Consider the following 20510-nt stretch of genomic DNA (forward strand, 5'->3'; position numbering starts at 1 on the left):
GGGGCGGCGCACCTCGATACACAATGGACGCCTCATGATTAGCGTATTCGATATTTTCAAAATCGGCATTGGCCCTTCCAGCTCCCATACTGTTGGCCCGATGAAAGCAGGCAAACAATTCACGGATGACCTGATTGCACGCGGAATTCTCACTGACGTAACCCGCGTAGTGGTTGATGTCTATGGCTCTCTGTCCCTGACCGGGAAAGGTCACCATACCGACATCGCGATTATTATGGGCCTGGCGGGTAATCTGCCGGATACCGTAGACATTGATGCTATCCCGGCCTTTATCCAGGATGTGAATACTCATGGACGTTTGCTGCTGGCGGACGGTCAACATGAGGTCGAATTCCCGGTTGATAAGTGCATGAATTTCCATACGGACAATCTGTCCCTGCACGAAAACGGGATGCGTATTACCGCACTGGCAGGCGAAAAAGCCATTTACAGCCAGACGTACTATTCCATCGGCGGTGGATTTATCGTTGATGAAGAACACTTTGGTTTGCCGAATAACAATCCGGTAAACGTGCCATATCCGTATACATCCGCAGCCGATTTGCAACGACACTGTCAGGAAACCGGCCTGTCACTTTCCGGTCTGATGATGCAGAACGAACTAGCCCTGCACAGCAAAGAAGAGCTGGAACAGCACTTTGCAAACGTCTGGGAAGTGATGCGCAGTGGAATTGAACGCGGTATTACCACCGAAGGCGTATTGCCGGGCAAACTGCGCGTTCCGCGTCGTGCGGCAGCACTGCGTCGTATGCTGGTTAGCAGTGACAAAACCACGACTGACCCGATGGCAGTTGTAGATTGGATCAACATGTTTGCGCTGGCCGTGAACGAAGAGAACGCTGCCGGTGGACGTGTAGTTACCGCCCCGACGAACGGCGCATGCGGGATTGTTCCTGCAGTGCTGGCGTACTATGACAAGTTTATCCGCGAAGTGAACGCTAACTCACTGGCACGCTATATGCTGGTCGCGAGCGCCATCGGTTCCCTGTACAAGATGAATGCCTCAATTTCGGGTGCTGAAGTGGGCTGTCAGGGTGAGGTCGGCGTGGCGTGTTCTATGGCGGCAGCGGGTCTGGCAGAACTGCTGGGCGGTAGCCCGACGCAGGTATGTATCGCCGCAGAAATCGGTATGGAACACAACCTGGGTCTGACCTGCGATCCGGTTGCCGGACAAGTTCAGGTTCCGTGCATTGAGCGTAACGCCATTGCATCGGTGAAAGCGGTGAACGCTGCTCGTATGGCGCTGCGCCGTACCAGCGAGCCTCGTGTATGCCTCGATAAAGTTATCGAGACCATGTACGAGACAGGTAAAGATATGAATGCCAAATACCGCGAAACCTCGCGTGGCGGTCTGGCGATGAAGATCGTTACCTGCGATTAATCCCTGGCGCAAACTTATCCGGCCTACAGTGCCACAGTCATTTGTAGGCCGGATAAGGCGTCAGCCGCCATCCGGCAAAATGTTGTTTCAGATCTTCGCCTCCCCCCACTGTGAATGTTACCCTACAGCCTGATTTATCAGGGAGAACACCGTGGCCGTCCATCTGCTCATTGTCGATGCACTCAATCTCATTCGTCGCATTCACGCCGTCCAGGGGTCGCCCTGCGTGGAGACGTGCCAGCACGCGCTCGATCAGTTGATTGTGCACAGTCAGCCCACACACGCCGTGGCGGTATTTGATGACGAAGCGCGCAACAGCGGCTGGCGTCACCAACGCTTACCTGACTACAAAGCCGGTCGCCCGCCAATGCCTGACGATTTACACAAGGAAATGCCCGCCTTACGCGCCGCTTTTGAACAACACGGCGTCTGTTGTTGGGTCTCGAGCGGGAATGAAGCCGATGATTTAGCCGCAACGCTGGCGGTGAAAGTCACCCAGGCGGGACATCAGGCCACCATCGTTTCGACAGATAAAGGTTATTGCCAACTGCTCTCCCCAACATTACGCATTCGCGACTATTTCCAGAAGCGCTGGCTGGACGCGCCGTTCATTGAGAAAGAATTTGGTGTAATGCCTCAGCAATTGCCAGATTATTGGGGACTGGCCGGGATCAGCAGCTCAAAAGTGCCGGGCGTTGCAGGTATTGGTCCCAAGAGTGCAACACAGCTACTCGTGCAGTTTCAGCATCTGGAAGGGATTTACGCACATCTGGAAGACGTGCCGGAAAAGTGGCGCAAGAAACTGGAGATGCACCAGGAGATGGCGTTTCTGTGCCGTGATATCGCGCGGCTGCAAACGGACTTACATATTGACGGAAATCTCCAGCAGCTACGGCTGGCACGGTAGTCTTATTGCCGGATGGCGCTGCGCTTATCCGGCCTACGCATCGTCCCTCCAGTAGGCCGGATAAACGCCAGGTGATTACCAGGCGGTATGGTAAAGCTCGACAATATCGGCAATGCTTGCTTCACGCGGATTACCGCCAGTGCAAACATCGTCAAATGCCGCCTGCGCCAGCGCAGGAATATCTTCCTTACGTACCCCCACATCACGTAAGTGCGGCGGGATCCCCACATCGCGGTTAAGCGCAAACACAGCATCTACCGCAGCCTTACGCGCCTCTTCCAGCGTTAAACCTTCCACTTTCACCCCCATCACCCGGGCGATATCGCGGAATTTCTCTCCGGTGTATTCGGCGTTGTAGTGCATCACGTGCGGTAACAAAATGGCATTGGCGACGCCGTGCGGAGTGTTATAAAAGGCCCCTAGCGGGTGTGCCATCCCGTGCACGAGCCCCAGACCGACGTTTGAAAATCCCATTCCGGCAACGTACTGACCCAGCGCCATTGCCTCACCAGACTGGCTGTCACCATTAACAGAGCCGCGCAACGCCCCGGCAATGATCTCAATGGCTTTGATGTGCAACGCGTCAGTGAGTGCCCACGCCGCCCGCGTAATATAACCTTCAATAGCATGGGTCAACGCATCGACCCCGGTCGCCGCTTTTAACGCGGCAGGCATACCATCCATCATATCGGCATCAATAAACGCCACCTGCGGAATGTCATGCGGATCGACACAGACAAATTTACGCCGATTTTCTTCGTCCGTGATCACGTAGTTAATGGTCACTTCCGCCGCCGTCCCTGCCGTCGTAGGGATTGCCATCACCGGTACGCTCGCAGCACGTGTTGGCGATAACCCTTCAAGGCTGCGTACATCGGCAAACTCAGGGTTATTGTGGATAATGCCAATCGCTTTGCAGGTATCCTGCGGGGAGCCGCCGCCTATAGCTATCAGATAATCTGCGCCACTTTGCTGAAAGACTCCCAATCCCTCCTTCACCACTGCAATTGTAGGATTTGGGATCACGCCGGAATAGATTTCCCACGGCAAACCGGCGGCATCCATACGGGATGTCACCTTATCGACAACGCCGCACTGTACCAGGTTTGCATCGGTGACAATCAAAGCCTTGCGATAACCCCGACGGATGACCTCGTCCGTTAATGCCCCAACAGCTCCCCGGCCAAACCATGCCGTTTCATTCAGAATCATTCTGTTCGCCATCGTATTTCTCCTTTTCGCTATGCGAAATTACTCTTCAATTCGTAATCCGTAAGATTTGAATTTCTCCAGCACAATGGCGATCTCTTCGTCATCCAGCACCGGCACCGGGTCGACAATCGCCAGGGTGCTTAGATAAAGGCGGGCCAGGACTTCGACTTCATGCGCCAGCCATAGTGCTTTTTCCAGATTCGCTTCACAGGCAATCAACCCGTGGTGCTGCAACAACGTTGCCTTACGGCTTTTCAGCGCGACGCTCACATGCTCTGACAGCTCTCGTGTACCAAACGTCGCATACGGCGCACACGGGATAGAGTTCCCCCCAGCCGCGGCAATCATGTAATGGATTGCCGGAATAGGACGGTTCAAAATCGACACGGCGGTACAATGAATCGCATGGTTATGAACGACTGCATTGGCATCCGGGCGCGTCTGATAAGCCGCCAGGTGAAAACGCCATTCACTGGAAGGTAATTGTCCTTTATCATATTTGCCGTCGTTATCTACGAACACGATCATGTTTTCAGTGAGTCTTTCGTAAGGGATACCGCTGGGTGTGATCAGCATTCCATTTTCATAGCGCGCACTTACATTTCCTGCGGTCCCCTGATTCAACCCAAGACGGGTCATTTCAAGGCAGGTTTCGATGATTTCACGTGATAAACGCATTCTTTCCATAATGATTCTCCGGGTACAGTTGCCCCTCGTCTTTATTGCGAAAAAATGCAGCCGCAGAGTAAGACGGGTCAGGTTTCAGGTATGAGCAGCCACTGAACACATTTATTCAGATTCAGTTGGCCGATTTAGTTAGTGCGACGAATTATTGTTGTCTTACGCGCTTAATTAGTTTCATCTCAACTTTTACAGTTTCTTTAATGGGCTGGTCATCAATAGCACTCATCATCATAGCGAAAGCTTTTTCCGCCCAGACATTTTCATCCTGCTGCATCGACCAGACATTATTCGCGAGGAATCCCAGCATGGGATGTTCATCAAATGTCCCGATATTAATATCCGGAGGAATCACACCGAAACGATTGCGAATAGCAATGACGGCACCTTCCAGTACAGGTAATGATGAGGCAATAAACGCCTGCGGACAGCCCTGTTCGTTGATCAATTTATCCATCAACCGATAACCACCATCCGGCGTATTATCCGGACCTTCACGCACCCAGTCACGATGATAAATTCCATTATTGTTCAACGCGTTAAGGTAACCTTTTAAACGATCGCCAATACTGGGCAATCCGGTATCCCCGACTAAAAACCAGATCGGAGATTTGCCTGCATCAAACAAACTTTGCGTCAGCTTTTCACCGCCTAAAATGTTATGACTTTCAACCAGCGCGTTATCGGTATACTTAAAATCCCTGTCGAGTAGCACCATCGGTTTTCTGACCTGACGCAAATGGTGTTGCTGATTCTCTAATGTTGAAGGAACAATAAATAGGCCATCAAGATTACGAGCTATTAACGCTTTCGTTAATTTGTTTTCGTAATCAACATCATCGTAGGTACAACTAATCGTTAATTGATATCCAGAACGACGACAACGTTGTTCAAGTTTCTCGGCCAGTGTGGCAAAAAAGACGTTAGATATATTGGGTACAATCAGCCCCAACGTATCTGTTTTATTCAGTTTCAGGCTGCGGGCTGAATGGTTTATGACATAACCATACCGTTCAACGTATTCATTAATACGCGTTTGGGTTTTGACACTGATACGATATTGCTCAGCCTTCCCGTTCAGCACCAGTCGCACGGTCGTCACCGATAAATTCAGATCGCTGGCTATCTGTTCTACTGTTTTAGCCATTTATATGTCCCAGTTCACATCCAAAAACGTCAATTCACAATCATAAAAGTATTTTAAACTTTTGTCTTACTGCATAACCTGGTTAAGCGCCTGCTGTTGATCCCACATCATCAGATATGCCTGGTATTTACGGTCATAGAAGTCCCGTCGTGCCGGATTCGCTTTAATCACCCCACCTGGGCAAACCATCGCCCGGCAGGCGGAGGGAACATCTGCCCACACCCCGCTGGCCACTGCACCGGTGATAGCCGCACCTAACGTCACCGCATCTTCTTCCTGCATAAGATGAATATCGCATCCGGTGGCGTCTGCATACTCTCGCAACCACAGAGGATTGTGTGTTGCACCGCCACATAGCGTCAGTCGAGAAATGGTATGACCGTTTTCGCGCATCACTTCCATAATGTGTCGCGTGCCGCAGGCAATCGCCTGTAATGTCGCCAGATACAAACGAGCAACCTGCATCTCACCTCGTTCAAGCGTCAAACCGCAAACGCTGCCCCGGGCATCGGGTCGTGCACGCGGGGAACGGTTACCGTGGTGATCGGCCAGCACATGCAGATAACGACCAGGCTCAGACTCTTGCTCCTCAAGTGCGGCAACCCATTCATTAACTAAAACGATGGGATGGCAGCCCCGGGCCTCAGCTTTGTGAAACAGCTCAGCGCTGGCACCCGACTCCTGAAGCGTCCAGTCAACCAGCGCCCCAGCCGCGCTTTGCCCCCCTTCCGTCAGCCAGTAACCAGGCAGCATAGCGGACCAGTACGGCCCCCATACACCCGGTGTATGAATCTCCTGCTCGCTGCACAGCATATGGCAATTTGATGTTCCGCTGATCAACGCCAATGTTCCCGCAGGCTCGGCACCGGCAAGCGCCACGCCACCCGCATGCGCATCAATCATGCCACTGGCGACTACCACCGCTGTCGTCAATCCCAGCGCCTGTGCCGCATCGGGGCTGAGCGTCCCAACGGCCGCGCCCGGGGGCAGGATCCGCGACGGAATTTTGTTCAGTAAATCAGTTAATTCAACCGCATCCAGCAGGGAGTGGCTAAAGCGTTGCTCATGTGCCAGATAGTTCCATTTACAGGTTAAAGTACACAGACCAGCAACATCACAAGCGGTGGCTTTCCAGACCAAAAAATCCGCCAGATCGTAGAAGCGGTGTGCACTCTGCCAGGTCGCGGGGAAATGTTTTTTTAGCCACAACACTTTGGGTAGTTCCATTTCGACACTGACTTCACCACCGACATAACGCAACGCCGGGTCCTGTGTAGCGTTGATACGCTGCGTCTCCTGCACCGCACGATGATCCATCCACATGATGATGTTATGGTCTGACGGTTCACCAGGTGAAACCGCCAGACCCTGCCCCTGTTCATCCAGAGCCACTAACGAACAGGTGGCATCAAACCCCAGCGAACGGATCTCCTCAACGCCAACCCCGGCTGACGACACAGCCTCCTTCACGGCATGGCAAACCTGCTGCCAGATTTCGGCAGATGACTGCTCTACCCGCTCGGGGCCAGGTCGAAACTGCGAGATAGGGAATGTCGCAAAAGCCAGCCGTTTGCCACTGGCATCAAAAACACCAGCCCTGACACTGGCGGAACCGACATCCACTCCGAGGAAATATCCACTGCTCATAGTAGCTCCCTGACGCTGGCTAATAATGGGGCGAATGTACCGCCCCCGCGGTCTTATTTTTTACCGAATGGGTGCAACAGCTTGTCGATTTCCGGTGTATCAATGTTCTGCGCATTAACAAATTTCACCGGAATATCAATTTCTTTCGGTACTGACTGACCTGACACGGCCGCATTCAGCGTCTTAATACCCTGATAGCCAATCTGGTACGCATCCTGTACAACAAAGCCCTGGATCACGCCAGATTTCAGGAAGGCAATGATTGCTTCGGTGCTATCAAAACCAATCACCTTCACTTTACCTTTCAGGTTTTGGCTATCAATGGCGTTCGCTACGCCCAGCGTTGAACCTTCATTAGTGCCATAAATCCCGGCAATATCGGGGTTTGCCTGGATCATATCGATGGTTTTATCCATCGCTTTTTGCGGATCGCCATCACTGTACTGAACCGGCAGAACTTTGATATCCGGATATTTTTCCTTCATTCTGGCCACAAAACCTTCCGAACGTTCAATTGCGGAAGAGGTTCCAGCCACGTGCGCAATAATGCCGACTTTCCCTTTGCTACCCACTTGTGCAGCGAGAGCATCTGCCGCTTCAGCCCCTGCTTTACGGTTATTCGTTGCCACAAAGCTGACAGGAATGTCAGAATTTACGCCTGAGTCAAACGTCACCACCTTGATGCCGCGTGAATTCGCTGTTTCCACTAATGGCGCAAGCGCATTGGCGTCTAATGCCGCCAACAGTAACCCATTAGGTTTTTGCGCCATTGCGTTTTCAACCAACTGAATCTGCTCGGCAATCTGAGTTTCATCAGCAGGCCCAACATAGCTGGTCTTATCGCCCAACTCTTTCGCTGCCGCTTCGGTACCCATTTTTACGGTCTGCCAGAATTCATGCTGGAAGCCTTTACTGACCACAGGAAGGTTCATATCTTTAGCCAGTGCGCTGGATGTCATGCAGGCCAGCAGGGATAACGCATAGACAAAATTCCTGGTTCTCATTGTTTTACTCCGTTCTGAGTGAGTCACCCTAAACGTCAGGGTTATGTTGTCCCGTGACTTCCGGGTGCGTAAATCAACGAATTTTTTTGCGTAAAGTGTCGAGATAAACCGCGGCGATAACGACTACGCCCATGGCCACCATTTGCCAGAACTGCGAGACGCCCATCAGGTTCAGACCATTTTTCAACACGCTCATAATGAATGCGCCGATAATGGTGCCGCCAATAGTGCCAATCCCCCCCATCAGGCTGGTACCGCCAATGACCACCGCAGCAATGGCTTCCAGTTCATAGCCCACGCCGACGGTCGGCTGGCCCGAGTTCAAACGAGAGGCCAGAATGACCCCGGCAATCCCGGTCAGCAGACCACAAAATGCGTAGACGAAAATTTTCACGCGCTGGACTTTAATCCCGGAAAGATGCGCAGCAACCTCATTACTGCCCACGGCATAGACATAGCGGCCAATCACCGTTTTCTTGAGGATATATGCGGCGATCAGTGCGACAACCACGAGGTAAAAAACGGGGTAAGGCAGCACATCGAACAAGCGTCCCTGCGCCAGCATCTTGAAGGTGGGATAATCAGCAAAATAAATTGCCCGGCCGTCAGTCATTACCATATTGATGCCTCTGACGGACATCATCAGACCCAGGGTGGCAATAAAGGGCGGAATAGTCATTTTAGTGACCAGCAATCCATTGATATAGCCGCATAATCCACCCGCCAGCACACCCGCCAAAATACATACGGGCAGAGGTAATCCCAGCGTGGCGCTGATACCTACCGCAACACCAGAAAAGGCCACTACCGAGCCAAGAGAAAGGTCGATTCCTGAAGTGATAATGACGAAGGTAACGCCAATCGCCATGATGCCAATCACCGAGGTTTGCAGGGCAATTGTCATAATGTTTTCAGTGTTAAAGAAGAAAGGTGATCCAAAACTAAAAAATATCACCAGAATAATCAGACTCAAAAGCGGCGCCAGGCGCATTAAAAGCTCTTTGTTAATTTTTATTTTCTTATTATTGCTGTCTGAAGAGGTTACAGAGATAGTCATAAATTAGTCCTCTAACGTCGCATATTGCATGATTTTTTCTTGTGTGGCGTCATCAGAAGCTAACTCTCCGGTAATACGCCCATTACGCATAACTAAAATGCGATCGCACATACCCAGCACTTCCGGTAATTCAGAGGAAATCATGATAATTGATTTCCCTTTTGCCACCAGTCGATTCATTAATTCATAAATTTCAAGTTTGGCTCCCACATCAATACCGCGGGTGGGTTCATCAAAGATGAGAATGTCGGTGTCTTTGCATACCCATCTGGCAATAATAATTTTTTGCTGATTACCGCCACTTAAATTCAACGCAGCCTGTTCAAGATGCGGCGTCTTAATACGCAGTGCTTTCACCTGCTCTTCGCTGGTTTGCTGACAACGTTTGCTGTCCACATTGCCATATCGGTTGGAATATTCGGGGTAATTTCCTAGCATAATATTGCGTTCAACGGACAATCCTAATGCCAGGCCCTCTTTTTTTCTGTCCTCGGTTAAGTAGCTAATACCCTGCTGGATGGCATCAGGAATATCCTTGATTACCGTCTCTTTACCGTTCAACTTGATGGTTCCGCTATCGATAGGATCGGCACCAAAGATAGCCCGTGCCAGCTCAGTACGCCCGGCCCCCATCAGCCCGGCAAAACCTAAGATTTCCCCCTGATGCAAGGTAAAATCGATATTGTTCAGTACGCCTTTGCGCGTCAGGCCACTGACTTCCAGTACCGGTTTACGCTGGGGTTGCGGCTCCCGACGGGGATAGATATTGCCAAGGTCACGCCCAACCATCATGGCAATCAGGTCGCTGATTTTGACCGAGTCATAATCCACGGTGGCAATAAACTGTCCATCACGCATGACGGTAGCGCGATCGGCTATCAGCGCCAGTTCCTCCAGTCGGTGCGAGATATAAACGATGCCCGTTCCCTGTTCTTTAAGTAAGCGTGTAACCCGGAATAAACTGTCAATTTCGGTTTCCGTCAACGCCGCCGTTGGTTCATCCATAATAAGAATCTTGGCATTCACCGATATCGCTTTCGCAATCTCAACCATTTGTTGCTGAGCAACAGTAAGATCGGCAACCAGCGTGTCTGGGGAGATATTCAGGTTTAATTTTTGCAAAATATCGATCGCAGCCTGCCGCTGTTGTTTCTCATCCAGACGCCAGCGATTATTTTTGCAAAACTCCCTGCCAATAAATATATTGTCTTCGACCGTCAGTTCAGGAAAAAGGTTAAACTCCTGATGAATAATGGTGATACCTACGCTTTGTGCGCTCAATGGGTTTGCAAACGAAACGGGTTGGTTCTCAAAAATAATATCCCCTTCATCAGGTTGATATACACCGGATAAAATTTTCATCAGGGTAGACTTTCCCGCGCCATTCTCCCCCAACAGTGCATGAACCTCACCTTTGCGTAAAGTAAAATCCACATTACTCAACGCTAATACGCCGGGAAAACGTTTCGTAATATGACTCATCTGTAAAAATGTTTCAGACATTGCTGCTTTCCTCAATATACAGAAACTGTAATCAGTGAATCAGGCGAAAAACAGCGTTGCCAGGAAGCCATCGTCACCGTTAATGCGAATGTGTCTACAAGATCATATGCGTTTTATCAACGATGCTAACTCGAGTTAGCGATTGCCTTTTAAAGCTATTTTAGCTGCCAAAAATAGCCAAATCATTTGGTTTAAAACTGTGACACTGAACAGACAATTTATTTTATCTTATTAATTTAAAAAGAATTTAATGAAAAAAACTGTATTTGTTTATTTGACGCAGATCGAATTTTAACCACTTCTCGTGAGGCTTCTCACAGTTCCATAACAAAAAAGTTGTGCAAAAAACTCTCTAATACCTAAGCTAACTCGAGTTAGCAAAAATGGGTAATTCAGCCAACTGCGACAGTGGTGTCCGACATCCGCTTTTGCAGCACGGCATAAAGTGAGATGAGGAACCTCGAATGAAAAAAAATAGTTTACCGAAAATCGGTATTCGTCCGGTGATTGATGGGCGTCGTATGGGTGTACGCGAGTCGCTCGAAGAACAAACCATGAACATGGCAAAAGCCACTGCCGCACTGATTTCCGAGAAACTTCGTCATGCCTGCGGGGCACAGATCGAGTGCGTTATCGCAGACACCTGTATTGCCGGATTGGCTGAATCTGCCGCCTGTGAAGAAAAATTTAGTAGCCTGAACGTCGGCGTGACAATTACCGTCACGCCGTGTTGGTGCTACGGCAGCGAAACTATCGATATGGACCCTATGCGCCCGAAAGCCATCTGGGGTTTCAACGGGACGGAGCGTCCAGGTGCCGTGTATCTGGCTGCAGCACTGGCTGCACATAATCAAAAAGGGCTTCCCGCCTTCTCTATTTACGGTCATGACGTGCAGGATGCAGGTGATACCACTATCCCTGCCGATGTTGAAGAAAAACTGCTGCGTTTCACTCGGGCAGGTTTAGCCGTTGCCAGCATGAAAGGTAAAAGCTATCTGTCCGTCGGCGGCGTTTCAATGGGAATTGCAGGCTCTATTGTCGACCATAACTTCTTTGAATCCTGGCTGGGAATGAAGGTTCAACCTGTTGATATGACCGAATTGCGTCGTCGCATTGACCAGAAGATCTATGACGAAGCGGAGCTGGAAATTGCCCTGGCATGGGCGGATAAACATTTCCGTTATGGCGAGGATCAGAACGCACAACAGTATAAGCGAAATGAAGAACAGAGCCGTGCAGTGCTGAAAGAGAGCCTGCTGATGGCCATGTGCATTCGCGACATGATGCAGGGTAACCAGAAACTGGCAGAGAAAGGCCGGGTTGAAGAGTCGATGGGGTACAACGCGATTGCCGCCGGTTTCCAGGGCCAGCGCCACTGGACGGATCAATATCCAAACGGCGACACCGCCGAAGCGTTGCTCAACAGCTCATTTGACTGGAATGGCGTGCGCGAACCGTATGTCGTCGCCACCGAGAACGACAGCCTGAACGGTGTCGCAATGTTGTTTGGCCACCAGCTCACCGGCACGGCGCAGGTCTTTGCTGATGTACGAACCTACTGGTCACCGGAAGCAGTAGAGCGCGTCACAGGTAAACCGCTGACCGGTCTTGCGGAGCACGGCATTATTCACCTGATTAACTCCGGCTCTGCGGCACTGGATGGTTCCTGCAAACAGCGTGACAGCGAAGGCCAGCCAACCATGAAACCACACTGGGAGATCTCACAGCAGGAAGCAGATGATTGCCTGGCGGCGACGGAATGGTGTCCGGCGATCCACGAGTATTTCCGAGGCGGCGGCTACTCTTCCCGTTTTCTTACCGAAGGTGGCGTACCGTTCACCATGACCCGCATCAATATCATCAAAGGTCTGGGTCCAGTGCTACAAATTGCGGAAGGCTGGAGTGTGGAATTACCGAAAGAGGTACATGCTCAGCTTGATGCTCGCACCAACTCTACCTGGCCAACAACCTGGTTTGCACCGCGCTTAACCGGCAAAGGTCCGTTCAGCGATGTCTATTCCGTAATGGCTAACTGGGGTGCCAACCACGGTGTGCTGACGATTGGCCACGTTGGTGCGGACTTTATTACGCTCGCCGCCATGCTGCGTATCCCTGTGTGTATGCACAACGTGGAAGAAGAGAAGATCTATCGCCCTTCCGCATGGGCGGCGCACGGTATGGACAGCGAAGGCCAGGATTATCGCGCCTGCCAGAACTATGGCCCGCTGTATAAGCGTTAAACATCGAGCGATTGCCTGATGGCGACGCTTACGCATCTTATCGGGCCTACGAAGCGCACGGTTTTGTAGGCCCGATAAGGCGAAGCCGCCATCCGGCAATAGGTAATATCCCAGGAGCAATTATGAAACAAGAGGTTATCCTGGTCCTTGACTGTGGCGCGACCAACGTGCGGGCTATCGCTGTTGACCGCCAGGGAAAGATTGTCGCTCGTGCGTCCACCCCAAACGCCAGTGACATCGCTGCAGAAAATAGCGCCTGGCATCAGTGGTCCCTCGACGCTATTGTGCAGCGCTTTGCCGATTGCTGCCAGCGGCTCTCCGCGCAACTGGCCGCCTGCCAGGTCCGTGGGATCGCCGTCACCACCTTTGGCGTAGACGGCGCATTGGTTGATCAGAACGGCAAGCAACTGTATCCGGTAATCAGTTGGAAATGCCCACGCACCACGGCAGTAATGGAGAATATCCACCGCTACATGCCGCCGCAGCAGTTGCAGGAAATTTCCGGCGTCGGCGCGTTCAGCTTCAACACGCTGTACAAGCTGGTATGGCTTAAAGAGAATCACCCACAATTGCTGGAACAGGCACACGCCTGGCTATTTATTTCATCACTGCTCAACCATCGCCTCACCGGTGAGTTCACCACAGATATCACCATGGCCGGTACCAGTCAGATGCTGGATATTCATCAGCGAGATTTCAGTGTTGATATTTTGCAGGCAACCGGGATACCACGCCGACTGTTTCCACGTTTAGTTGAAGCGGGAGAGCAGATCGGAACGTTGAAAAATGACGCGGCAAAGCAACTTGGGCTCACAGCGGGCATTCCGGTTATCTCTGCCGGCCACGACACGCAGTTTGCGCTCTTTGGCGCAGGCGCGCAGCCAGATGAACCCGTGCTCTCTTCCGGTACATGGGAAATACTGATGGTACGCAGCGCACAGGTGAATACTGCCTTACTCAGCGACTATGTGGGTTCTACCTGTGAACTGGATAGCCAGCCCGGACTCAATAACCCCGGAATGCAGTGGCTTGCATCCGGCGTGCTTGAGTGGGTACGCAAGTTGCTGTGGACACCCGACACCCCCTGGCAAACGCTCATTGATGAAGCACAAGCCATCCCGGCGGGCGCTGAAGGGATAATCATGCACTGCGATCTGCTCGCCAGCCCACGTGCCGGCTGGCAGGGTGTCACACTCAACAGTACCCGCGGACACTTCTACCGCGCGGCGCTGGAAGGATTGACGGCCCAGTTGCAGCACAATCTACACACACTAGAAACCATCGGTCATTTCAACGCAACAGAGCTACTTCTGGTTGGTGGAGGAAGTCGTAATGCACTATGGAATCAGATAAAAGCGAACATTCTGGGTATTCCCATCAAAGTGCTGGATGATGCCGAAACGACGGTTGCCGGTGCAGCGATGTTTGCCTGGTCCGGTATCGGCGAATTTGCCTCTCCGGAACTGGCTCGCGCGCAGGTGGACTATCAGTATCGTTACTTCTATCCACAAACAGAACCCGTATTCACAGGAGTCGAGTGACATGCTCAAAACGATTTCCCCCTTAATTTCCCCGGATCTGTTAAAGGTGCTGGCTGAAATGGGCCACGGTGATGAGATTATTTTTTCCGACGCCCACTTTCCGGCCCACAGTATGGGCCCGCAGGTTATCCGGGCCGATGGTCTGCAGGTCAGCGACCTGTTGCAGGCGATTATTCCGCTGTTTGAACTGGACAGTTACGCCCCACCACTGGTGATGATGGCCGCCGTCGAAGGAGACTCGCTCGACCTCGACGTAGAAGCGCGATATCGGCAGGCACTGTCATTACAAACACCTTGCCCGGACATCACTCGCATTGACCGTTATGCATTTTATGAACGCGCACAAAAAGTATTCGCAATCGTTATTACAGGGGAGCGGGCAAAGTACGGAAATATCCTGTTAAAAAAAGGGGTAACGCCATAATCTCTTACCTGAATGCCCGACAGGTACGGGCATTCATCGCATGATGGGGTGAGAAAACATGAAAGCAGCGCGCCTGCAAGCAATCCTGGATCTGTTGAGCAACCATAAAAGTCTGACGACTGAAACCTTATCCTCACAGCTCAATGTCAGTAAAGAAACTATCCGTCGCGATCTTACGCAACTGCAGGCGCAGGGTAAGGTACTGCGTAATCACGGGCGCGCCAAAGTGATACATCGGGTAAACCAGGACTGCGGCGAGCCGTTTCATATCAGACTGAAAAGCCATTATTCCCACAAAGCAGATATCGCCAGAGACGCGTTAACGTGGATAGAGGAAGGTATGGTGATCGCGCTGGATGCCAGTTCTACTTGCTGGTACCTGGCTCGCCTGTTGCCAGACATTAACATTCACGTATTTACGAATAGCCAACCGATTTGCCTCGAATTGGGTAAACGTGAAAATATTCAGTTGATCAGTTCCGGTGGTCGACTTGAGCGTAAATACGGTTGCTACGTTAATCCATCTCTCATCTCACAGCTAAAGTCACTTGATATCGACCTGTTCATCTTTTCCTGCGAGGGGATCGACCGCGGCGGTACACTCTGGGATTCAAATGCTACCAACGCCGATTTTAAATCCATCCTGCTTAAGCGTGCGGCGCAGTCATTATTATTGATTGATAAGAGTAAATTTAATCGCTCGGGTGAGACGCAGATTGGGCATCTGGAAAATGTGACGCATATTGTTTCAGATACACAGCTGATTGAATCAATCCAAGCCGAACAGGGCAATTTCGCCGCCATCCGACCTGGATTGTAGCTTTATCGCTCGTCGCGACGACCGCCGACGGCAGCCCACAGACGACGCACGTGAACAGTTACTTCTTCACGGTCATGATACAGCTGACGCGCCTGAATCTGGGCATTTACGCCATGTTCATCAAGCTGGGCCTGAATGTAAGCCAGGTTCTGTGATACCTCTTCGTAGCGTTTTTTCATCGGCAGCTTGAGGTTGAAAATCGTCTCACGACACCAGCCGTTGACCAGCCATTGTGCCATCAGCGCGGCAACCTTCGCTGGCTTCTCCACCATGTCGCACACCATCCATGAGATGTTGTTGCGATTCGGGCGATACTTAAATCCATCCTCCCGCAGCCAGGTGACCTGCCCGGTATCCATCAGGCTTTGTGCCATCGGACCGTTATCCACGGAGTAAACCCACATGTTGCGTTTAACCAGCTGATAGGTCCATCCGCCCGGGCAGGCCCCTAAATCCACCGCATACATTCCATTGGCCAGACGCTCATCCCACTCATCGGCAGGGATAAACACGTGCAGCGCCTCTTCCAGCTTCAACGTTGAACGGCTCGGCGCATCCGCCGGGAACTTCAGACGCGGAATCCCCATGTAGAACGGGGAGTTATTGTCAGGCCAGGAATAGCCGGTATAGCAACAGCCTGGCGCAATAAAGAAGACGTGCACTACCGGACGTTTTGGCGTTTCATGTTTTGCCAGCACGCCCGCTTCACGCAGCGCGGCGCGCAGCGGTACGGTAAATTTGCGGCAAAACTTAACCAGCTCTTTGCTTTCATTCGTGTCGGCAACTTCGACACGCAAATCGCCGCCTTTCTCCACCACGCCCTGCAGCATACCGACGATCGGTGTGATGCGGTCTTCCGGCGGCAAATATTGCAGTAGCTCGCCGACAACAAACATTTGGCGAGCAAAAATCAGTGAGCTAAACGGCAACTCTTTAACCAGCTTTTCCGCATCTTCCTGCTGATAGCATTCAAAGATGACATAACCCGCATTTTCTTTGACGCGGGCGAAACCAAAGATTTCGCGACGCCCTGCTTTATCCGTAATTTCTGCAGCGCACTCTTTTTCAAAACCCGGGCGACACAACAATACAACCTTATTCATGGCTTACGCCCTTACGTTTCAATCGAATAGCGCCCACTAACATCAGTGCCCAGCCTACAAGGAAGCTAAAACCACCGACAGGGGTAACAAACGCCCACAGGCGTAAATGAGAAAGCGCGAGGCAATACAGACTGCCGCTAAACAGCACAGTCCCTAATGCCAGGAACACGCTACTCCAGTAAAACCAAATGCTGATGCGTCGCTGCATGGCGACGGCCAGACCAAAAATAGCCAGCGTATGAAATGCCTGATACTCAAGGCCAGTCTGGATCCACCCCATTTCAACAACGCCGAGGGTTTTACTCAGAACATGTGCCCCAAAGGCTCCCAGAGCTACAAAGATAAAGCCACTGACGGCGGCAAAAATCAGCATAAAACGGCTGGTCATGTTAATACCCTACGTAAATTATTGTTCATAACGAAAGCGGAATTTTTCTTGTTCCGTGGCCGCTTTCGCCAGTATCCACTGACGGAAGGCGGCTATTTTACCCAGTTCTGCCTGACTGTCATGACAAACCAGATAAAATGCGTTTTTGCTGACCAGAACATCATTAAATGGACAAACCAGACGTCCGGCTTCAATTTCGGACTGCGCCATAACGTTATTGGCCAACGCAACGCCCTGTCCATGGATAGCGGCCTGTAGCACCATGGCGCTATGGCTGAAGATAGGTCCCTGCTGTACGTTGATATGATTCAGCCCAAGCTGGCGTGTATAAGCTTGCCAGTCACGCCGTGACGCATCGTGCAATAACGTATGTTTTGCCAGATCTTCAGGCATCTTCAGCGGTTTATCACCAGTAAGCAACAGCGGCGAGCAGACCGGCAATAAATATTCTGCGTACAATTTTTCAACGCGCAGACCCGGCCAGTTGCCGCGCCCGTAGAAAATCGCCACATCCACATCGTCAGCCAGTTTGTCTTCCTGACGGTCCACCGCCTGGATCCTGACATCGATTCCCGGATAAGCTGAGTTAAAGCTAGAGAGTCTGGGCACCAGCCATTGGATCGCAAAACTGGGCAATAAACTGACCGTAAGCGCACCTTTTGCACTGCGTGCCTGAAGTTTACGCGTCGCGTCGGTTAATTGCGAAAAAATCTCTTTGATGTCGAGGAAGTAGCTTTGGCCTTCTTCCGTCAACAGTAAAGATCGATTGCGTCGACGAAACAGCTTCAGCCCAAGGAAATCCTCGAGTGACTTGATTTGATGACTTACTGCGGCCTGCGTCACAAAAAGCTCTTCTGCTGCACGCGTAAAGCTCAAATGACGCGCTGCAGCATCAAAAACACGCAACGCATTTAAGGGTGGTAATCGTTTTGACATGACTTTTAGGCTTTGATGTTAAATGAATTTAACAATTAGCTAACAGGCTGTAACCTATTAGTTTTTTTTATCTGAGCCATTATAAATTGTCCGTTGAGGTTCTACCAGCAAATACCTATAGTGGCGGCACTTCCTGAAGCCGGAACGAAAAGTTTTATCGGAATGCGTGTTCTGGTGGGCTTTTGGCTTACGGTTGTGATGTTGTGTTGTTGTGTTTGCAATTGGTCTGCGATTCAGACCATGGTAGCAAAGCTACCCTTTTTCACTTCCTGTACATTTACCCTGTCTGTCCATAGTGATTAATGTAGCACCGCCAAATTGCGGTGCTTTTTTTTGTCCGTGTGTCTGCCAATGACGACCGGCTATTTCTCCAGTTCTACCATCTCTTTCACATCGGTACGGTTAATCTGCTGTTTGTTGCCGTTCGCGTCTTTATACGAAATCATTCCTGTCTCATTATCGGTCTTTGGCTTACCGTCAGACACGATTGTCCGGCCATCGTTGGTGTGCATCACGTAATTCGGACCGGAACAGGCGCTCAGGGCAAAAGCCAGCATACAGGCAGAGATTATGGCGGTAGTCTTTTTCATATTCTTCTCCTCACAGCAATTTATGCCAGATAAAACGAATTTCATAACAGGCAAAATTATTCGCCTAACACTATCTAGCATAAGACACTGCACAGACTTTGCGGGGATATCCAGAGGATTCCGATGGTTAGCGCAACCCTTGTGTCTGCGCCCTTTTTGCGCCACGATCCGTTTACTGAACTGAGGAATACCATGAACGCTTTTAACCCCACGCAGTTTCGCGCACAATTTCCCGCACTCAACGATGCAGGTGTCTATCTCGACAGCGCCGCGACGGCATTGAAGCCGCAGGCGGTGATTGAGGCGACCCATCAGTTTTATAGTCTGAGCGCCGGGAACGTCCATCGCAGCCAGTTTGCTGAAGCCCAGCGTCTGACCGCGCGCTATGAAGCCGCGCGGGAAAAAGTCGCACGGCTGATTAACGCGCCGGATGACAAAACAATCGTCTGGACCCGTGGCACGACGGAAGCTATCAATATGGTTGCCCAAAGTTATGCGCGTCCGCGCTTACAACCGGGCGACGAGATTATCGTCAGCGTAGCGGAACATCACGCCAACCTGGTTCCCTGGCTGATGGTGGCGGAGCAAACGGGGGCCAACGTCATCAAGCTTCCGCTCAATGCCCATTTGCTGCCTGACACTGAGCGTCTGGCGGACCTCATCACCCCACGCAGTCGCATTCTGGCTCTCGGTCAGATGTCGAACGTCACCGGTGGCTGCCCTGACTTAGCCCGCGCGATTACGCTTGCTCATGCGGCAGGCATGGTGGTGATGGTGGATGGCGCTCAGGGAATTGTACATTTCCCCGCTGACGTTCAGCAGTTAGATATTGATTTCTATGCCTTTTCCGGACACAAATTATATGGTCCGACGGGCATTGGCGTATTGTATGGTAAACCAGAACTGTTGGAGGCCATGTCACCGTGGCTCGGCGGCGGTAAAATGATTAGCGAAGTCAGCTTTGATGGTTTCTCCACACAAGCGGCACCGTGGAAGCTTGAGGCAGGCACGCCGAACGTTGCGGGCGTCATTGGATTAAGTGCGGCGCTTGAATGGCTTGCGGATATTGATATCGTGCAAGCCGAAAACTGGAGCCGCAGTCTGGCGACGTTGGCAGAAGATATGCTGGCAAAGCGGCCAGGATTTCGTTCCTTCCGCTGCCAGGACTCCAGTCTGTTAGCCTTTGATTTCGCAGGCGTTCATCACAGCGACATGGTGACGCTACTGGCCGAATATGGCATTGCGCTGCGAGCGGGGCAGCACTGCGCACAACCGCTGCTGGCGGAGCTGGGCGTCTCCGGGACGCTGCGCGCCTCATTTGCACCTTATAATACGCAAAGCGATGTGGATGCGTTGGTCGCAGCCGTTGACCGCGCACTGGAAATATTGGTGGACTAATGACAAGCCCTCTGCTCGCCGGACACCCGTTTGGCACAATCGTAACGGAAGAGACGTTACGCAATACCTTTATCCCGCTCACCCAGTGGGAAGATAAATATCGTCAACTTATTTTACTGGGCAAGCAACTTCCGGCCCTTTCAGATGATCTGAAAGCGCAGGCAAAAGAGATTGCCGGATGCGAAAACCGCGTTTGGCTGGGGTACAGTCTGCATGAGAATGGCACACTTCACTTCTTCGGTGATAGTGAAGGCCGAATTGTGCGCGGCCTGCTGGCGGTACTACTCACCGCGGTCGAAGGTAAAACGGCCGCCGAGTTACTGGCGCATTCACCAATGGAATTATTTGACGAGCTGGGTTTACGCGCGCAGCTCAGCGCCTCGCGTAGTCAGGGGCTACATGCTCTGAACGAGGCGATTATTGAGGTTGCTCAGAAAGCCGGATGACGACGCTGATGCGTCTTATCCGGCCTACAACACCGCACAAACCGTAGGTCGGATAAGCATAGCG

The 20510-nt window shown here is 51.5% G+C and carries 19 protein-coding genes; 8 read left to right on the forward strand and 11 right to left on the reverse strand.

The genetic code is table 11. The features are described 5' to 3' along the window. Positions 1–34: 34 nt before the first annotated feature. The gene (locus FDX24_RS11225) at positions 35–1402 is read left to right on the forward strand and encodes an L-serine ammonia-lyase (RefSeq protein ID WP_048213084.1); all 1368 of its coding nucleotides are present in this window, start codon (positions 35–37) and stop codon (positions 1400–1402) included. A gap of 151 nt (positions 1403–1553) precedes the next feature. Further along, a complete protein-coding gene (gene xni / locus FDX24_RS11230) occupies positions 1554–2309 on the forward strand; it encodes a flap endonuclease Xni (protein ID WP_048213085.1) in 756 nt (251 codons plus the stop codon). Between the two features lie 75 nt (positions 2310–2384). Here xni and fucO read toward each other — a convergent pair whose 3' ends face one another. From fucO to FDX24_RS11265, 7 genes are all read right to left on the reverse strand, one after another. Then, a complete protein-coding gene (gene fucO, locus FDX24_RS11235; protein WP_048213086.1) occupies positions 2385–3533 on the reverse strand; it encodes a lactaldehyde reductase in 1149 nt (382 codons plus the stop codon). 27 nt (positions 3534–3560) lie between these two features. Continuing rightward, on the reverse strand, positions 3561–4208 hold the full coding sequence (gene fucA / locus FDX24_RS11240; RefSeq protein WP_005130946.1) for an L-fuculose-phosphate aldolase: 648 nt from the start codon (positions 4206–4208) through the stop codon (positions 3561–3563). A gap of 142 nt (positions 4209–4350) precedes the next feature. After that, positions 4351–5349 (reverse strand): LacI family DNA-binding transcriptional regulator, encoded by a 999-nt coding sequence (locus FDX24_RS11245; protein WP_137364314.1) that lies wholly within the window; start codon positions 5347–5349, stop codon positions 4351–4353. 66 nt (positions 5350–5415) lie between these two features. Further along, complete coding sequence (locus FDX24_RS11250; protein ID WP_137364315.1) at positions 5416–6996, reverse strand: FGGY-family carbohydrate kinase; 1581 nt, start codon at positions 6994–6996, stop codon at positions 5416–5418. 53 nt (positions 6997–7049) lie between these two features. Beyond that, positions 7050–8000, reverse strand: coding sequence for an ABC transporter substrate-binding protein (locus tag FDX24_RS11255; RefSeq protein ID WP_061068495.1), 951 nt, complete (start codon positions 7998–8000; stop codon positions 7050–7052). Positions 8001–8073: 73 nt separating this feature from the next. Further along, positions 8074–9057, reverse strand: coding sequence for an ABC transporter permease (locus FDX24_RS11260; protein WP_003034055.1), 984 nt, complete (start codon positions 9055–9057; stop codon positions 8074–8076). 3 nt (positions 9058–9060) lie between these two features. Next, positions 9061–10560, reverse strand: a complete 1500-nt coding sequence (locus FDX24_RS11265; RefSeq protein ID WP_061068496.1) for a sugar ABC transporter ATP-binding protein — start codon at positions 10558–10560, stop codon at positions 9061–9063. A 464-nt stretch (positions 10561–11024) separates the two neighbouring features. On the opposite strand from FDX24_RS11265, the gene fucI reads away from it, so the two are divergent. The 4 genes from fucI (at position 11025) to fucR (ending at position 15585) form a co-directional block, all read left to right on the forward strand. After that, the gene (gene fucI, locus FDX24_RS11270; RefSeq protein ID WP_061068497.1) at positions 11025–12800 is read left to right on the forward strand and encodes an L-fucose isomerase; all 1776 of its coding nucleotides are present in this window, start codon (positions 11025–11027) and stop codon (positions 12798–12800) included. 122 nt (positions 12801–12922) lie between these two features. Continuing rightward, entirely contained in the window at positions 12923–14341 is a 1419-nt protein-coding gene (gene fucK / locus FDX24_RS11275) for an L-fuculokinase (protein ID WP_137364316.1), read from the forward strand. Position 14342: 1 nt separating this feature from the next. Then, positions 14343–14765 (forward strand): L-fucose mutarotase, encoded by a 423-nt coding sequence (fucU, locus tag FDX24_RS11280; protein WP_048213091.1) that lies wholly within the window; start codon positions 14343–14345, stop codon positions 14763–14765. Between the two features lie 58 nt (positions 14766–14823). Then, positions 14824–15585: an L-fucose operon activator gene (fucR, locus tag FDX24_RS11285; RefSeq protein ID WP_137364317.1), complete on the forward strand. Its 762-nt coding sequence runs from the start codon at positions 14824–14826 to the stop codon at positions 15583–15585. Between the two features lie 2 nt (positions 15586–15587). Here fucR and rlmM read toward each other — a convergent pair whose 3' ends face one another. The 4 genes from rlmM to FDX24_RS11305 all read right to left on the reverse strand — a co-directional run bounded on the left by rlmM (position 15588) and on the right by FDX24_RS11305 (position 18602). Then, complete coding sequence (gene rlmM / locus FDX24_RS11290) at positions 15588–16688, reverse strand: 23S rRNA (cytidine(2498)-2'-O)-methyltransferase RlmM (protein ID WP_048213093.1); 1101 nt, start codon at positions 16686–16688, stop codon at positions 15588–15590. After that, entirely contained in the window at positions 16681–17076 is a 396-nt protein-coding gene (locus tag FDX24_RS11295; protein WP_003034037.1) for a DUF423 domain-containing protein, read from the reverse strand. Before FDX24_RS11295 ends, rlmM begins: the two co-directional genes overlap by 8 nt. Positions 17077–17094: 18 nt before the next feature. Further along, a complete protein-coding gene (gcvA, locus tag FDX24_RS11300; RefSeq protein ID WP_137364318.1) occupies positions 17095–18012 on the reverse strand; it encodes a glycine cleavage system transcriptional regulator GcvA in 918 nt (305 codons plus the stop codon). Between the two features lie 362 nt (positions 18013–18374). Further along, positions 18375–18602, reverse strand: coding sequence for a YgdI/YgdR family lipoprotein (locus FDX24_RS11305; protein WP_137364319.1), 228 nt, complete (start codon positions 18600–18602; stop codon positions 18375–18377). A 192-nt stretch (positions 18603–18794) separates the two neighbouring features. On the opposite strand from FDX24_RS11305, the gene csdA reads away from it, so the two are divergent. Continuing rightward, positions 18795–20000 carry a cysteine desulfurase CsdA gene (gene csdA / locus FDX24_RS11310; protein ID WP_048213095.1) on the forward strand — a complete coding sequence of 402 codons (1206 nt, stop codon included), beginning with the start codon at positions 18795–18797 and terminating at the stop codon, positions 19998–20000. Beyond that, a complete protein-coding gene (gene csdE / locus FDX24_RS11315; RefSeq protein WP_137364320.1) occupies positions 20000–20446 on the forward strand; it encodes a cysteine desulfurase sulfur acceptor subunit CsdE in 447 nt (148 codons plus the stop codon). The genes csdA and csdE overlap by 1 nt, the downstream gene beginning before the upstream one ends. Positions 20447–20510: the final 64 nt, after the last annotated feature.

Source organism: Citrobacter sp. wls716 (assembly GCF_005280975.1).
GTDB classification, from domain to species: domain Bacteria; phylum Pseudomonadota; class Gammaproteobacteria; order Enterobacterales; family Enterobacteriaceae; genus Citrobacter; species Citrobacter youngae.

Bases quoted from the DNA above. Each gene is read 5' to 3' on its own strand.
- FDX24_RS11225 (WP_048213084.1), top strand. From the start codon at position 35: ATGATTAGCGTATTCGATATTTTCAAAATCGGCATTGGCCCTTCCAGC.
- fucO (WP_048213086.1), bottom strand. From the start codon at position 3,533: ATGGCGAACAGAATGATTCTGAATGAAACGGCATGGTTTGGCCGGGGA.
- fucA (WP_005130946.1), bottom strand. From the start codon at position 4,208: ATGGAAAGAATGCGTTTATCACGTGAAATCATCGAAACCTGCCTTGAA.
- FDX24_RS11245 (WP_137364314.1), bottom strand. From the start codon at position 5,349: ATGGCTAAAACAGTAGAACAGATAGCCAGCGATCTGAATTTATCGGTG.
- FDX24_RS11250 (WP_137364315.1), bottom strand. From the start codon at position 6,996: ATGAGCAGTGGATATTTCCTCGGAGTGGATGTCGGTTCCGCCAGTGTC.
- FDX24_RS11255 (WP_061068495.1), bottom strand. From the start codon at position 8,000: ATGAGAACCAGGAATTTTGTCTATGCGTTATCCCTGCTGGCCTGCATG.
- FDX24_RS11260 (WP_003034055.1), bottom strand. From the start codon at position 9,057: ATGACTATCTCTGTAACCTCTTCAGACAGCAATAATAAGAAAATAAAA.
- FDX24_RS11265 (WP_061068496.1), bottom strand. From the start codon at position 10,560: ATGTCTGAAACATTTTTACAGATGAGTCATATTACGAAACGTTTTCCC.
- fucI (WP_061068497.1), top strand. From the start codon at position 11,025: ATGAAAAAAAATAGTTTACCGAAAATCGGTATTCGTCCGGTGATTGAT.
- fucK (WP_137364316.1), top strand. From the start codon at position 12,923: ATGAAACAAGAGGTTATCCTGGTCCTTGACTGTGGCGCGACCAACGTG.
- fucU (WP_048213091.1), top strand. From the start codon at position 14,343: ATGCTCAAAACGATTTCCCCCTTAATTTCCCCGGATCTGTTAAAGGTG.
- fucR (WP_137364317.1), top strand. From the start codon at position 14,824: ATGAAAGCAGCGCGCCTGCAAGCAATCCTGGATCTGTTGAGCAACCAT.
- rlmM (WP_048213093.1), bottom strand. From the start codon at position 16,688: ATGAATAAGGTTGTATTGTTGTGTCGCCCGGGTTTTGAAAAAGAGTGC.
- FDX24_RS11295 (WP_003034037.1), bottom strand. From the start codon at position 17,076: ATGACCAGCCGTTTTATGCTGATTTTTGCCGCCGTCAGTGGCTTTATC.
- gcvA (WP_137364318.1), bottom strand. From the start codon at position 18,012: ATGTCAAAACGATTACCACCCTTAAATGCGTTGCGTGTTTTTGATGCT.
- FDX24_RS11305 (WP_137364319.1), bottom strand. From the start codon at position 18,602: ATGAAAAAGACTACCGCCATAATCTCTGCCTGTATGCTGGCTTTTGCC.
- csdA (WP_048213095.1), top strand. From the start codon at position 18,795: ATGAACGCTTTTAACCCCACGCAGTTTCGCGCACAATTTCCCGCACTC.
- csdE (WP_137364320.1), top strand. From the start codon at position 20,000: ATGACAAGCCCTCTGCTCGCCGGACACCCGTTTGGCACAATCGTAACG.